The sequence below is a fragment of the Methylobacterium sp. Leaf113 genome (assembly GCF_001423325.1).
Taxonomy (GTDB): Bacteria; Pseudomonadota; Alphaproteobacteria; order Rhizobiales; family Beijerinckiaceae; genus Methylobacterium.
Map to the genome: position 1 here is coordinate 62088 of NZ_LMNJ01000053.1, position 13301 is coordinate 75388.

At 70.6% G+C, this 13301-nt stretch carries 14 protein-coding genes; 3 read left to right on the top strand and 11 right to left on the bottom strand.

Translation table 11 applies throughout. The features are described from left to right. Positions 1–45 precede the first annotated feature (45 nt). The 3 genes from upp to ASF60_RS21945 form a co-directional block, all read right to left on the bottom strand. On the bottom strand, positions 46–687 hold the full coding sequence (gene upp, locus ASF60_RS21935; RefSeq protein WP_056190198.1) for a uracil phosphoribosyltransferase: 642 nt from the start codon (positions 685–687) through the stop codon (positions 46–48). 183 nt (positions 688–870) lie between these two features. After that, complete coding sequence (locus ASF60_RS21940) at positions 871–1326, bottom strand: DUF2852 domain-containing protein (protein WP_056190199.1); 456 nt, start codon at positions 1324–1326, stop codon at positions 871–873. 74 nt (positions 1327–1400) lie between these two features. Beyond that, on the bottom strand, positions 1401–2051 hold the full coding sequence (locus ASF60_RS21945; protein WP_056190417.1) for a TetR/AcrR family transcriptional regulator: 651 nt from the start codon (positions 2049–2051) through the stop codon (positions 1401–1403). Positions 2052–2420: 369 nt separating this feature from the next. Here ASF60_RS21945 and ASF60_RS21950 point away from each other — a divergent pair, with 369 nt between their 5' ends. Then, positions 2421–3515 carry a helix-turn-helix transcriptional regulator gene (locus ASF60_RS21950; protein WP_082503764.1) on the top strand — a complete coding sequence of 365 codons (1095 nt, stop codon included), beginning with the start codon at positions 2421–2423 and terminating at the stop codon, positions 3513–3515. 9 nt (positions 3516–3524) lie between these two features. Here the strand turns inward: ASF60_RS21950 and ASF60_RS24855 are convergent, their stop codons facing one another. From ASF60_RS24855 to ASF60_RS21965, 4 genes are all read right to left on the bottom strand, one after another. Beyond that, the gene (locus tag ASF60_RS24855; protein WP_056481757.1) at positions 3525–3737 is read right to left on the bottom strand and encodes a hypothetical protein; all 213 of its coding nucleotides are present in this window, start codon (positions 3735–3737) and stop codon (positions 3525–3527) included. Between the two features lie 148 nt (positions 3738–3885). Further along, on the bottom strand, positions 3886–4077 hold the full coding sequence (locus ASF60_RS21955; protein WP_056190202.1) for a DUF1192 domain-containing protein: 192 nt from the start codon (positions 4075–4077) through the stop codon (positions 3886–3888). Between the two features lie 54 nt (positions 4078–4131). Further along, entirely contained in the window at positions 4132–5355 is a 1224-nt protein-coding gene (locus ASF60_RS21960; protein WP_056190204.1) for a phosphopentomutase, read from the bottom strand. A gap of 10 nt (positions 5356–5365) precedes the next feature. Beyond that, positions 5366–6994 (bottom strand): ABC transporter ATP-binding protein, encoded by a 1629-nt coding sequence (locus tag ASF60_RS21965; RefSeq protein WP_056190208.1) that lies wholly within the window; start codon positions 6992–6994, stop codon positions 5366–5368. A gap of 150 nt (positions 6995–7144) precedes the next feature. On the opposite strand from ASF60_RS21965, the gene ASF60_RS21970 reads away from it, so the two are divergent. Together ASF60_RS21970 and ASF60_RS21975 are read left to right on the top strand one after the other, a co-directional pair. Further along, positions 7145–8086, top strand: coding sequence for a lytic transglycosylase domain-containing protein (locus ASF60_RS21970; protein WP_056190210.1), 942 nt, complete (start codon positions 7145–7147; stop codon positions 8084–8086). A 93-nt stretch (positions 8087–8179) separates the two neighbouring features. Next, on the top strand, positions 8180–9088 hold the full coding sequence (locus ASF60_RS21975) for an alpha/beta hydrolase (protein ID WP_056190212.1): 909 nt from the start codon (positions 8180–8182) through the stop codon (positions 9086–9088). A 3-nt stretch (positions 9089–9091) separates the two neighbouring features. Here the strand turns inward: ASF60_RS21975 and ASF60_RS21980 are convergent, their stop codons facing one another. From ASF60_RS21980 to ASF60_RS21995, 4 genes are all read right to left on the bottom strand, one after another. After that, on the bottom strand, positions 9092–10216 hold the full coding sequence (locus tag ASF60_RS21980) for an endo-1,4-beta-xylanase (RefSeq protein WP_056190215.1): 1125 nt from the start codon (positions 10214–10216) through the stop codon (positions 9092–9094). Between the two features lie 26 nt (positions 10217–10242). Continuing rightward, complete coding sequence (locus tag ASF60_RS21985) at positions 10243–10665, bottom strand: acyl-CoA thioesterase (protein WP_056190217.1); 423 nt, start codon at positions 10663–10665, stop codon at positions 10243–10245. Positions 10666–10736: 71 nt separating this feature from the next. Then, positions 10737–12497, bottom strand: a complete 1761-nt coding sequence (locus ASF60_RS21990) for a pyrroloquinoline quinone-dependent dehydrogenase (RefSeq protein ID WP_056190219.1) — start codon at positions 12495–12497, stop codon at positions 10737–10739. A 110-nt stretch (positions 12498–12607) separates the two neighbouring features. Beyond that, positions 12608–13144: an ankyrin repeat domain-containing protein gene (locus ASF60_RS21995; protein WP_056190220.1), complete on the bottom strand. Its 537-nt coding sequence runs from the start codon at positions 13142–13144 to the stop codon at positions 12608–12610. Positions 13145–13301: the final 157 nt, after the last annotated feature.

Below are 13301 nucleotides of genomic sequence, written 5' to 3' on the forward strand. Positions count from 1 at the left end.
TCTGCGGCCGGCATCCCGATTGGCAAGGGAGGGGGGGCGCGGAGTTCAGCGGGTGCCGTACATTCGGTCGCCGGCATCGCCGAGTCCGGGCACGATGTAGCCGTGGTCGTTGAGGTGGCTGTCGATGGCGGCGGTCCAGACGGGGACGTCCGGGTGGGCTGCCTGCAGGCGGGCGATGCCTTCCGGCGCCGCCAGCAGGCAGACGAAACGCAGGTCCTGCGCGCCCCGCTGCTTCAGGAGGTTGATGGCGGCGACCGCCGAGTTCGCCGTCGCCAGCATGGGATCGAGCACCAGCACGGTCCGGTCGACGAGGTCGGACGGCGCCTTGAAGTAATACTCCACCGCCTCCAGCGTCTCGGGATCGCGGTAGAGACCCACATGCGCCACTCGGGCCGACGGCACCAGGGACAGCATGCCGTCGAGGAAGCCGACGCCGGCCCGGAGGATCGGCGCCAGCACCAGCTTCTTGCCTGCGATCTGCGGGGCCTCCATCGACTGGATCGGGGTCTCGATCGTCACCGATTCCAGCGGCAGGTCGCGGGTGACCTCGTAGGCCAGCAGCATGCCGATCTCGTTGAGGATCTGCCGGAAGCCCTTGGTCGAGCGCTCACGCTGACGCAGCAGGGTCAACTTGTGCTGCACGAGGGGGTGGTCCACCACCCGGACCGTCGCGGCGGCTGCCTGCATCGCTGGATCTCCATCAAGCCGAGGTCTGATCCTGAGCGGCGGGAGACCGAGGCAAGACCGAAACCGGATTTCTAGAGCATCGCGGGATTGCGAGCGAGGTCTTCGGACGGATTGCGCCCGTGAAAAAGGGCTCCCGGCCTGAACCGGAAGCCCTCGGTATTCAGCGCTCGCCGGAGACGACGCTCAGACCGAGCGGGTCGTGTCCGCGCTGCGGCGCTTCTGCATGAAAGCGTCGAACTGCTCGCGGTCCTTGGCCCGCTTCAGCTCTTCGACGAAGTCGGCGAACTCGCGGCTCTCCTCCTGGAGGGCGCGGCGCTGCGCGTCGAGACGCTCGAGCTCGCTGCGGCGGTAGGCGTCGAAGGCCAGATTGCCCGTCGACGTGCCGTTGGCGGCCTCGAACGCGGCGGCGAAGCGCGAGCGCGCGGCGCCCGCGTTCCACGCGGCCCCGCGGCCGGCCAAGCCGCGCAGTTCGCTGAGCGCAGGGTAACCCGCGACCTTCCAGGCGATGTAGGCGGCGGCGAGCGGCCACCAATAGACGAACGCGACGACGATCGCGCCGATTTCCAGGGACCGCTTGGGGAAGGGGCCGCTGCGGCAGACCTTCCCGGAGGTGAAGGGGGAGGAGGAAGACAGACTCACGGCTCACGACTCCAATGTAAATGTGAACGACATTCACTTGCGGACGGATCGCGCTGCTTTCAAGGGGTCGCCCCTCAGGTCGTTGCGCTGGTTCCGCGCCCTCCGGTCGCAGCCCCGTGGACGAGGGCGAGGACGCCGGCACGCAGCAGTTCGTACTTGTCCGGCATGCCGGCGCCTTTCGGCAGATGGCCGGACGCCGCCAGGGTGGCGAGTCCGTGGGCGAGGGCCCAGACCTCCAGGGCGATGAAGCGGGGTGCGACGCCGCCGAAGCCTTCGGGGAAGGTCGATTGCAGGGCGTCCACCAGCAGGTCGAACGGACTGGGGCGTACGCTCGCCTCCGCATTCGGCACGCCGGCGCTCAGGCCGCGGGTCTCGAAGATCGCCGCATAATAGCCGGGCTCCTCTTCGGCGAAGGCCAGGTAGGCCTCACCCATCCGGGTGAACCGCTCCAGGGGCGTTCCTTTGGCGGTGAGCGCACGGGCCAGACGTTCGGCGAGATCGGCAAAGCCCCGACCCGCGACCTCTTCGAGCAGGGCTTCCCGACCGCGGAAGTGGCGATACAGGGCAGCCGGAGTGACACCGACGAGGCGGGCGGCATCCACCAGGGTGAAGCCGCCGATGCCGCGTTCCGCGATGAAGCGGCGGGCAGCCTCGATCAGGGCCTCCTTCAGGTTGCCGTGGTGGTAGCTCCGCCGGTCCCCCGGCCCCTCGCGCCAATGCCGCACGCCACTCTCCTCGCCCCCGGCCCGAACCGACATGACCTGCCGGCCCGGCCCAAGGTTCCTTCACAGGAACCCACGCTCCCTCCCCTAACACGAAGAACCGTTTTTCGAGGCAGCTTCCGCTGCGCGGATCAGGCGCATCCATGGGCAACACAGATGGAAAGGCCGAGATGAATGGGCGACGATGATGCAAGCGCCGGGCAGGACCTCACCCGCGAACGTCGCCGTGACTTCCGCGACGCAGGGGCCGGCAATCCGGCCCGACCGAAGTCCGGAGCCGGGATCGACTCGTCAAATCGCCTTGCTGAAAAGCAGATTTTAGACTCATGGTGGGTAGAATACAGAATATCGTCCCGGGGTGGATCAAGAGCCGTGCCTGAGGGATCTGCGCAGATTGATTTCGAGAGCCTGACGGATCTCATCTACGAGGCGGCGGTCCTTCCCGAACTTTGGCCCTCCGTGCTGGATCAGCTCGCCGGGATCGCCGGTGCGCAAGGCACAGTTTTGATTGCCTCTGATCTGAGATCTCACCGCTGGATCAACTCGAAATCCCTCGACCAAGTCATGGCGGATTTTGCATCGGGGGGCTGGAGCAGCGCTGGCCAGCGGACCGCGCGCCTGCTGGCCGCTCGCCACGCCGGGTTCGTGCGCGAACAGGACGTCTACACCCCCGAGGAGTTGGAGCAGGACGTCCTGATCCAGCACTTCCTGCGCCCGCGTGGCCTCGGGTGGGGAACCGCGACCGCCTGCCCGCTCTCGACGGGCGACACACTCATCTTCAGCATCGAGCGGCGCTTCGTGGACGGGCCGGTTCCGGCAGAGGCGATGCGGGTCCTCGACACCCTGCGGCCGCATCTCGGACGCGCCGCCCTGGTCTCGGCGCGGCTGAAGCTCGAACGGGCCCGTGCGGCGGTGGAAGCCCTGGAGGTGCTGGGCCTTCCGGCCGCCGTCCTCGGCGCGGACGGCCGATTGCACAACCGCAACGCCGCCTTCGCCGGGCTGGTGCCGCGGGTGGTCCGGGATCAGCGCGACCGGGTCACCCTCAGCCATCCGGGCGCCGATGCCCTGCTGTCGGACGTGCTCTCGGGCCGCCGGGCGAACGCGGCCCGCTCGATCCCGGTCCCCGCCGATGCCGACAACCCCGCGATGGTGATGCACCTGCTGCCGGTGCGCGGCCTCGCCCAGGATGTCTTCGGCGGCGGAACGATGCTGATGCTGGCGGCGCCCGTCCTGCCGCGCCCGGTTCCCGGCACCGAACTCCTGGCGGGCCTGTTCGACCTGACCGCCGCCGAGGCCCGGATCGCCCGCGGCATCGCCGACGGGGCTACGATCGCGCTCCTGGCCGCCCAGCAATCGGTCGCGCACGAGACGATCCGCAGTCAGGTCAAAGCGATCTTCGCCAAGACCGGCGTCACCCGACAGGTCGATCTCGCGCGCCTGATCTCGGGGTTCAGCCTGATCCGATGAGCGATGCGGTCACGGGGCGCGCGACGCGGCGCCGGTCGGATTCCGGACGGCGAGCGCCCGGAACAGGATGACGTTCGAGAGGTCGTAGTCCGCGGCCGGTCCGCCGAGAGCCGGTCTGACGGGAACTTCCCCGGCGGTGGGCGTGAGCGCCGAAGTGATCAGGCAGGCGATCACTCGGTCGCTCGAACCCCGCTCGACGTGCCGAGCCAGTCGCCGACGCATCCACGGAGCCATCGTCCATCTCTCGAGCATCGCCACCCTCACGTGTCTCAACGCGTCGCATAGAAGCGCAGGGGTGCAGGAGCATCATCCCCCATTTGGGGGAGAACCGAAATTCCTTCCGAAAATGGCGCGGAGGCAAAGACTTTCCTTACAGGCGGAAGAGCGAATCCGCCCGCTTGAGGGCGGCTTCCTTGGCGGCGCGGGCCGCCTCCAGCCGCGCAATCTCCGTGGTCAGCAGGGCGATCCGCTCCGCGAGATCGGTCACCGACAGGGCATCGAGCGGTTCCCCGACCCGATGCGCAATCGCCCTGCGGGGCGCGCCGTCATCTTCGTCCCTCATGGTGTTCCCTCGGGTGGCATCACGTCGAGCCAGGATATCATTTAAGCCGGCAGATCATTCGAGCCAGGATCGTCCGGCCGCCAGCGGCGCGACGCCGAGATGCCGCGCCAGCGTCGCGCCGATATCCGCGAAGCTCTCGCGTCGCCCGAGCGGCCCCGGCGCGACCGCTGGCCCGAAGGCCAGCACCGGCACCTGCTCCCGGGTGTGCTCGGTCCCGGTCCAGGTCGGATCGTTGCCGTGATCGGCCGTGATCACGCAGAGGTCGCCGGATCGGAGCACGGCGTGGATCTCGGGCAGGCGCGCATCGAAGGCTTCGAGTTCGGCGGCATAGCCCGGGACGTCGCGGCGATGGCCATAGTCGGTGTCGAAATCGACGAGGTTGAGGAAGACGAGTCCCCCATCCGGCAGGCTCGCGAAGGCCGCCAGCGCCGCGTCGAGGCAGGCGGCGTTGCCCGCGGGCTTGATCTCCCGCCCGGTCGCCCGGTGGGCGAAGATATCGCCGATCTTGCCCACGCTGACGACGGACCGGCCGGATTGCGCGAGCGTGTCGAGGAGCGTGCGGCCGGGCGGCTCGACGGCGTAGTCCTTGCGGTGGGCGGTCCGCCGGAAACCCTCCCGCTCGGTACCGACGAAGGGGCGGGCGATGACCCGGCCGACCCGGTAGGCGTCGCAGAGATCGCGGGCGATCCGGCAGGTGGCGTAGAGGCGCTCCAGACCGAAGCTCTCCTCGTGCGCGGCGATCTGGAAAACGCTGTCGGCGGAGGTGTAGCAGATCGGCTTGCCGGTGCGGAGGTGCTCGGCGCCGAGACGGTCGATGATGGCGGTGCCGGCCGCGTGGCAATCGCCGAGGATACCGGGGAGGCCGGCCTGCGCGATCAGCGCGTCCGTGAGCGCGGCCGGGAAAGCCGGAACCGTGACGGGGAAATAGCCCCAGGGCTCACGGACCGGCACGCCCGTGATCTCCCAATGGCCTGAGGGCGTGTCCTTGCCGGCGGCGGTCTCGATCGCGTGGCCGTAGGCGCCCTGCACCGGGCCGATGGCATCGAGCCCCGGCGGCAGCGTTCCGGTCGCCCCCCGTGCGGCGAGGCCGAGGCCGAGCGCGCCGAGATGCGGCAGCGTCAGCGCTCCGGCGCGCAGGCCCGCCCGGTCGCCGCGTCCCTGGGTGCAGGCTTCGGCGATGTGCCCGAGGGTGTCGGACCCGGAATCGCCGTAGCGGTCGGCATCGGGGGCGCCGCCGATGCCGACGGAATCGAGGACGATGAGGAAAGCGCGCGGCATCCCCCTCCCCTCAGGCCGGGATCGGGTCGGCGACGGTGTCGCTCTGCAGGTCGAAGGCCGCGGCGAACAGGGCCTGGGTGTAGGCGGTCTTGGGCGCGGCGAAGATCGCCTCCGCCGGCCCCTCCTCCACCACCCGGCCGTTCTGCATGACGAGGACGTAGTTCGCCAGCGCCCGCACCACCTTCAGGTCGTGGCTGATGAACAGGTAGGCGAGGCCGCGCTCGCGCTGGAGGTCGCGCAGGAGGGTGACGATCTGGGCCTGGACCGAGCGGTCGAGGGCCGAGGTCGGCTCGTCGAGGACGATGAATTTCGGCTTCAGCACGATGGCGCGCGCGATGGCGATGCGCTGGCGCTGGCCGCCCGAGAACTCGTGCGGGTAGCGGTTCATGGTTGCGGGATCAAGGCCGACATCGGTGAGCGCCCCCGCGACCACCGCGTGACGCTCGGCCCGCGTCCGCACGGCGCCCTGGACCACCAGACCCTCCGCCACGATGTCGGCCACGGTCATGCGCGGCGACAGCGAGCCGTAGGGGTCCTGAAACACCACCTGCATGTCGCGGCGGACGGGGCGCATCGCGGCGGGCGGCAGGCCGGCGATGGAGCGCCCGAGGAAGACGATGGGGCCTTCGCAACCGGTCAGGCGCAGGAGGGCGAGTCCGAGGGTGGTCTTGCCAGAGCCGGATTCGCCGACGACGCCCACGGTCTCGCCGGCCCGCACCCGCAGGGACACCCCGTCGACCGCCTTGACGTGGCTGGTGGTCCGGCGCAGCCAGCCCTCGCGGATCGGGAACCAGACCTTGAGGGGGCCGGCCTCCAGCAGGGGCGCGGCATCGGCCGGCACCGGGTTGGCACGGCCCTTCGGCTCCGAGGCGAGCAGACGGCGGGTGTAGTCGTGCTGCGGCCGGGCGAAGATCTCCGCCACCGGGCCCGCCTCGACGATGCGTCCCGCGAGCATGACGCAGACGGTATCGGCGATGCGCTGGACGATGCCGAGGTCGTGGGTGATGAACAGCATCGCCATGCCGAGGCGCTTCTGCAGGTCGGCCAGCAGGTTGAGGATCTGCGCCTGCACCGTCACGTCGAGGGCGGTGGTCGGCTCGTCGGCCACCAGCAGGTCGGGCTCGCAGGCGAGCGCCATGGCGATCATGACCCGTTGGCGCTGGCCACCCGACAATTCGTGCGGATAGGCGTTCAGGCGGCGCTCGGCGTCGCGCAGGCCGACCAATTCGAGCAGTTCGAGGATGCGCGCCCGTGCCTTGCGGCCGGACAGGCCGCGATGCACTTCCAGCACCTCGCCGATCTGCCGCTGGATCGTGTGCAGCGGGTTCAGCGAGGTCATCGGCTCCTGGAACACCATGGTGATGTCGGCGCCGCGGATGCCGCGCAGGCGCTTCTCCGGCAGGGCCAGCAGGTCCTGGCCCTTGAACAGGATGCGGCCGCCGGGATGATGGGCGCTGCCATCGAGAAGACGCAGGATCGAGAGAGCGGTGACCGACTTGCCGGACCCCGACTCGCCGACCAGCGCCAGGGTCTCGCCCGGCTGGATGGTGAAGCTGACCCCGTCCACCGCGCGGGTCTCGCCTTCGCGCGAGCGGAAGGCGACCGACAGGTCCTGTACGTCGAGGAGCGTAGCGGTCATCGAGGCCTGTTCTGGAGTGGGGCGGAAAGCGTTCGCGTCAGGGTTATAGCGTGGGTGCCACCGATCGGCGAACGCGGATCGACGCGACCCCCGCCCTTGTCTCCGCGCGCTGGGAATTGATCGGCGACGCGCGCGCTCTACAACCCGGCGGTGACCGCGTTCCTCAGATTCATTCCCGCCGCCCTTCTCCTCGTCCTCGCGGCGTTCGTGCCGTGTCCGGCCCTTGCCGCCGCCGAGGGGGCGACCGAGACCGTGGAGCAGGCCTTGTGCCGGCTGATCGAGGGTTCGGCCAAGGCGCGCGGGCTGCCCGTGCCGTTCCTGACGCGGCTGATCTGGCGCGAGAGCGCGTTCCGCGTCAGCGCCGTGAGCCCGGTGGGCGCGCAGGGCGTGGCGCAGTTCATGCCCGGCACGGCCCGGGAGCGCGGCCTGACCGATCCCTTCGATCCCGAGCAGGCGATTCCCCACGCGGCCCACCTGCTCGCCGACCTGAACCGGCAATTCGGCAATCTCGGCCTCGCGGCGGCGGCCTATAACGGTGGACCCGGGCGTGTGTCGTCGTGGCTCGCGGGCACCGGCGGCCTGCCGACGGAGACGCGCAACTACGTGCTGGCGATCACGGGTGCGCCCGCCGAGGCGTGGCGACCCGGAACGGCGGTCGAGATGCCGGAGGGCGACCCGCCGCGGGACCGGGATTCGGCCCCGGAATCGGCCGACACCAAGGCCAGAGGGGAGACCGAGCCTAAAGCCGAGTCCGAGACGAGCTGCCTGAAGGTGACGGCGGCCCTGCGGATTCCGTCGCGCGGCGATCGCTTCGCGTTGGGCGGCAACGAGGGACCGGCAGCGCCCTGGGGCATCCAGCTCGCCGGAAACTTCTCGAAGGCCCTGGCGCTGCAGAGTTTCACGCGGACACGGAAGCTCTACACAAGCGTCATCGGCGATGTTCGCCCGATGATCATCGGCACACGTCTGCGCAGCCGCGGTACGCGCGCTTTCTACCGCATCCGCATACCGGCCCAGAGCCGCGAGGCGGCCGACATCCTGTGCGGCAAGATCCGCCAGGTCGGCGGCGCCTGCCTCGTACTCAGGACCTGATCGGGGCGCTGCACCGCTCCGGCGTCCCAATCGCGCCATGAATCCGCCGCGCCAGCCCTGTCACAGGGGGCACGCGCGCCAACAGAGAGATGCATGACCCGGGTCCTTGCCGTCCTTGCCAGCCTTGCCGCTCTCGCCCTCGTCGCGATCGGGATCACGGCCTGCTCGCCCCTCGCCTTCTTCGACGCGATCGGACCCCGAGACCAGGGCGGCCGTCTCAGCCTGAAGAACGCGGCGTTCGGGACGCATCCGCGCCAGCGCCTCGACGTGTTCACGCCGGTGGCCGGCGCGGCCGGCGCACCGGTGCTGGTCTTCTTCTACGGCGGCTCCTGGAAGAATGGCTCGAAGGAAGATTATGCCTTCGTCGGGCAGGCGCTGGCCGCCCAGGGGTTCGTGACGGTGCTGCCGGATTATCGTCTCTATCCGGAGGTCCGCTTCCCCGATTTCCTCGACGATGGCGCGCAGGCCGTGGCCTGGGTCGAGCAGAACATCGCCGCCTATGGTGGGGATCCGCGCCGGATCGTCCTCGCGGGACATTCCGCCGGGGCCTACAACGCGGTGATGCTCGGGGTGAATCCCAGCTACCTGCGCCGGGCCGGCGTCGATCCGCGCGTGATCCGCGCCGTCGCGGGCCTGTCCGGTCCCTACGATTTCCTGCCGCTGGATGCCGGCACCGCCACAGAGTTGTTCGGTGAGGCCCCCGACAAGGCGGCGACCCAACCCATCACCTTCGCGGGTCCGCGGTCCCCGCCCGCCTTCCTCGCCAGCGGCGACGGCGACACCACCGTGCGGCCGTCCAACACCCGCAACCTCGCTGCCCGCCTTCGCGACGCCCGGGTGCCGGTGCAGGAGCGCATCTATGCCGGGCTCGACCACGCCGACACCCTGCTGGCCTTGTCGGTGACCTTCCGCTCCAAGGCCCCGGAGCTTGCCGAGATGGCGGCCTTCCTGCGCCAGCACGCGGGCGACCGGCCGCAGCAGGCCCGGATGATCGCCCGCTGAGCGTCACGCACCGCGCAGGGCGTCGCGGGCCTTGCGGTGGTCCGGCGCGCCCGAGAAGGCCCGGTGCATCGCCGACCAGAGCGGCGTCCGCGCGAATGCCTCATCGAGCGGCAGGGCGCGCTGCATCAGGCCGTCCGCGCGCCGGCGCTCCGGGTTGGTGTTCAGCCAGGTGTTGCGGTTGGTGATATCCCAGGTCAGCACGTTGAGGACCGCCGCCTCATCCAGCACCACGTCGAGGAAGCGGCGGGCGAGGTCGGATACGGCCCGGTCGCGGGCCGGGAGATCGGCCGGGTAGGTCCGGTCGTTGATGTCGAACTCCGTCACCTCGATGGCGAGCCCGAGGCCCGCGACCTCGGCCAGGAAGCGCCGGAGCTTGTCCTGGTTCAGCGGATGCTTGGCGTAGAGGTGACCCTGCAGGCCGAGGCGGCGGATCGGCACGCCGCGCCGGCGCATCCCCTCGAGTGTCCGCAGCACCATGGCGCGGCGCTGATCGATCCAGTCGGCATCGAGTTCGAGGTCGTTCTCGTTCCAGACCCCCGCCGCGTCGGGCGCGACGGCGTGCTGGAGGTGGAAGGCGAGATCGACGTAGCCGGGGCCGAGCGCATCGAGCCAGGGCGTGCGCCGCAGCCCGTCGGCGCGTCCGTCCTGCGGCCCGCAGATCTCGTTGACGACGTCCCAGGCCTCGATCCGGCCGCGATAGCGCCCCGCCATGGCGTCGATCCAGCGGCGCAGGAAGGCCTCGCCCTCGCCGGCCCGGAGCCGGGCCTCGACCCAGGCGGGCAGGCCCTCGTGCCAGACCAGGGTATGGCCGCGCAGGCGTTGCCGGTTGGCGCGCGCGAAGGCCGCGACCTCGTCCGCATAGCTGAGATCCAGGTTCTCCGGCGTCCGCCACGCATAGGTGAGCTTCATCGCATTTTCGGACACGAGGATGCCGGCCTCGCGCGCCAGCGCCCGCCCGTAGGCGGGGTCCTGGCGCAGGGTCACGCCGTTCACCGCCGCGCCGTAGGCGAGGCCCGTGCGGGCGGCCGCCGCGTTGAGGCTGTCGGCCGACCAGGACGGGGCGGCGGCCGAGGCGCAGCGTTCGCCGAGGATGAGGGCACCGCCCGACGCGAGCGCACCGCCGAGCATTGCGCGCCGCGATCGGCCGAACCGATTCACGCCGGGACCGATGCGGACTCGGTCGGGATCACCCGGGGGCGGCGGTCCGCGCCGATCGCCACGAAGGTGAACAGCCCCTCCGTCACCTTCATGGTCGTTTCGCCCTCGCGTTCGCGCCGCCAGACCTCGACCTGGATGCGCATCGAGGTGCGGCCGACCTGCACGATCCAGGCGTAGATGCTGACTTCGTCGCCGACGATCACGGGGCGGTGGAACGTCATGGCCTCGACCGAAATGGTTGCGCAGCGCCCGCGCGAGCGCCGCGCCGCGATGTTGCCGGCGGCCAGGTCCATCTGCCCCATCAGCCAGCCGCCGAAGATGTCGCCGGCCGGATTGGTATCGGCCGGCATGGCGATGGTGCGGACCACCGGCGGCCCGCGATTCTCGGGCTGGTGCGGTTCGGCGGCGTCGGTCGTCATGGTGCAGTCTCTGGTTGCGAGGGGCGGCCCACGCAAGCCGCGCGCCGCCCGCGCCGTCATTTCACATCCGATCACGGGCGAACAGGCGCTCCGTCCGGCAGCGCGAACACCACCAGTGCGTCGCCGGTGCCGAAGCCCGAGCCCTTGGTGAAGGAGGCGCCCCCGGCTGCCACCGCGACGTATTGCCGGCCTTCGAGCGCATAGGTGATCGGCGGGCCGCCGATCCCCGCGCCGCACTGGAAGCGCCACAGGACGGCGCCGGTCCCGGCATCGTGGGCATCGAGATGGCCGTCCTCCTCGCCGGAGAAGACGAGGCCGGAGGCGGTGGCGAGCGTGCCGCCGGAGAGGCGGCTGCCGCCCTTCACGCTCCACTTAATCGCGCCGCCCCTGGCGAGGTCCACCGCCGTCAGGGTGCTGAAGCTGGGCTCGTCCTTGGCCTCGGTCGTCTCGGTGTAGCGGATCGCCGGGCGGTCGGCGGCAGCCGCCACGGTCTTCACCACGTAGGTCGTGGCCCCATGCCGGACCTGCGCGAAGGCGGTGCCGGCGCGCGGATCGTAGGCGACCGGGTGCCAGGAGATCGCCCCGAGGGGGCCGGGGCTCACCACCGTGCCGGCCTCGGTCGGCGGGGCGTAGAGGTTCTTCTGCGCGATTAGCGGCGCGGACTTCGTCAGGAGCTTGCCGGTTGAGCGGTCGTGGACGTAGAGCCAGCCGGTCTTCGAGCCCTGCGCCACGGCCTTGACCGGTCCTTGTGGGGTCGGCTGGTCGAGCAGGAAGGGCGGGCTCGCCACGTCGTATCCCCACTCGTCGTGCGGGACCTGCTGGTAGTACCAGCGCAGCTGCCCGGTGCGGACGTCGAGGGCGACGAGGCTCATGGTGTAGAGGTTGTCGCCCGGGCGCGAGAGACCGAAATTCTGCGGCGCCGGGTTGCCGGTGCCGACATAGATCAGCCCGAGGTCCCGGTCGTAGGCCGGCGTCATCCAGAGGGAGCCGCCACCGACGCGCCAGGCCTCCCGGTGCGCCGGGGCGGCCGCCTTCTCGGCCGCGATGTCGCGATGAAGCGCGACGCCGTCCGGCGTCGTCGCGGAGAAATCCCCCTCCCAGCCGTCCGCCTTGGTGACGTACCAGCGCCAGCGCTCGGCCCCGGTGGCGGCATCGTAGGCGGCGAGCCAGCCGCGGCGGCCGTAGCCGCCCTCGATGCCCACCACCGCGCCGCCGTCGAGGCCGCCCTTGGCGTCTTCCACGTGCAGGCCGTAGCCGGCCCCCGCCACGCCCACGATGACGAGACCGTCGGCCACCAGCGGCGGCATCTTGAAGCCGAGGCGGCTCGACCCCTGCACGGTGCCGGCTCCGAGCCCCTCGGCCAGGGCCGAGGCGGTCTCGGATTCACCCTCCTCCGGGCGCACCGCCTCGTGGTCCCACAGGACCTTGCCGGTTGCGGCATCGAGAGCGATCACGCGCCCGTCCATCGTGGCCTCGAAGACCTTGCCGTCCGAGACCGCCACGCCCCGGTTCGAGGGGGGGCCGAAGATCTTCTCGGTGCGGGCCTTGTGGGTGTAGGTCCACAGCACCCGGCCGTCGCGGGCATCGAGGGCGGCCACGTGATTCTGCGTGGTGGAGACGTAGAGCGTCGTCCCGACCACCACCGGTTCCGCCTGGAAATACCCGGTGATGCCGGTTTGGAAGATCCAGGCCGGACGCAGCGACGTCACGTTGCCGCGGTCGATCCCGGTCAGCGGCGAGAAGTGCTGGTTGGTGTGGTCGCGGCCGAACATCGGCCAATCGTCGGCCGCCACCGCCGGCCAGGGCGTCGCCGCTGCGAGGAGGACGGCCATGACGGCCGGACGTGCGAGTCTCAGACCTGCGAGTCTCAGGCGTGCGAGTCTCAGGCGTGCGGGTCTCATCGGGGTTTCCTCCCTGGAGCGACGTTGCGCCCGCCGGCCTTTCAGGCGGTGCCGGGGCGCCGAGCCTTGGCCAGTTGCAGCGGTGTGTCGGCGGCCCCCATCGACTGGGCCATCTCGGCGGCGGTGAGCCCGGCGCCGTCGCGCAGGTCCGGGTCGGCGCCGTGCTGCAGCAGGAGCGCGACCATCTCGGTCCGGTTGAACATCGCGGCCGTCATCAGGGCGGTGCGCGTGCCGCCGCCCGTGCCATCCACCTGCGCCCCGTGGGCGAGGAGAAGCCCGGCGATATCGAGGTCGCCCTTGAAGGCCGCGCCGGCGAGCGGCGTCTGTCCGCGCACATTGGCGAGTTCGGGGTCGCCGCCGTTCTCCAGGATCACCCGCGCGGTCTCGGCCTGCCCGTTATAGGCGGCGAGCATCAGCAGACTGTCACCCTTGTCGTTGCATAGGTTCGCCGGGAGGCCCTGGCCGAACAGCTCGGCCAACTCGTCCGCATGACCCATGCGGGCGTACTGGAAGACCCGGCCGGCGAAGGCCAGGGTGTCCGCATCGAGTTCGGGCTTCGCCGGGGCGTCGGGGTCCATGAGGTGTCCGCTGTTCGATTCGGGGATTTCTGGCGCTGGAGCGGTCGACAGGCGTTCGGGCTGAAATCCTGTTTCAGTCGAGATCTATCGCGCCCCGGCCGAGAGTCGAGGAATTGGCTGCGCCTGCGGGCCGCGATCCACCGCTGCATCCGCTCGT

Excerpts from the sequence above, each read along its gene's own strand:
- upp (WP_056190198.1), bottom strand. The coding sequence starts at position 687 with ATGCAGGCAGCCGCCGCGACGGTCCGGGTGGTGGACCACCCCCTCGTG.
- ASF60_RS24855 (WP_056481757.1), bottom strand. The coding sequence starts at position 3,737 with ATGCGTCGGCGACTGGCTCGGCACGTCGAGCGGGGTTCGAGCGACCGA.
- ASF60_RS21955 (WP_056190202.1), bottom strand. The coding sequence starts at position 4,077 with ATGAGGGACGAAGATGACGGCGCGCCCCGCAGGGCGATTGCGCATCGG.
- ASF60_RS21960 (WP_056190204.1), bottom strand. The coding sequence starts at position 5,355 with ATGCCGCGCGCTTTCCTCATCGTCCTCGATTCCGTCGGCATCGGCGGC.
- ASF60_RS21965 (WP_056190208.1), bottom strand. The coding sequence starts at position 6,994 with ATGACCGCTACGCTCCTCGACGTACAGGACCTGTCGGTCGCCTTCCGC.
- ASF60_RS21975 (WP_056190212.1), top strand. The coding sequence starts at position 8,180 with ATGACCCGGGTCCTTGCCGTCCTTGCCAGCCTTGCCGCTCTCGCCCTC.
- ASF60_RS21980 (WP_056190215.1), bottom strand. The coding sequence starts at position 10,216 with ATGCTCGGCGGTGCGCTCGCGTCGGGCGGTGCCCTCATCCTCGGCGAA.
- ASF60_RS21985 (WP_056190217.1), bottom strand. The coding sequence starts at position 10,665 with ATGACGACCGACGCCGCCGAACCGCACCAGCCCGAGAATCGCGGGCCG.
- ASF60_RS21990 (WP_056190219.1), bottom strand. The coding sequence starts at position 12,497 with ATGGCCGTCCTCCTCGCAGCGGCGACGCCCTGGCCGGCGGTGGCGGCC.
- ASF60_RS21995 (WP_056190220.1), bottom strand. The coding sequence starts at position 13,144 with ATGGACCCCGACGCCCCGGCGAAGCCCGAACTCGATGCGGACACCCTG.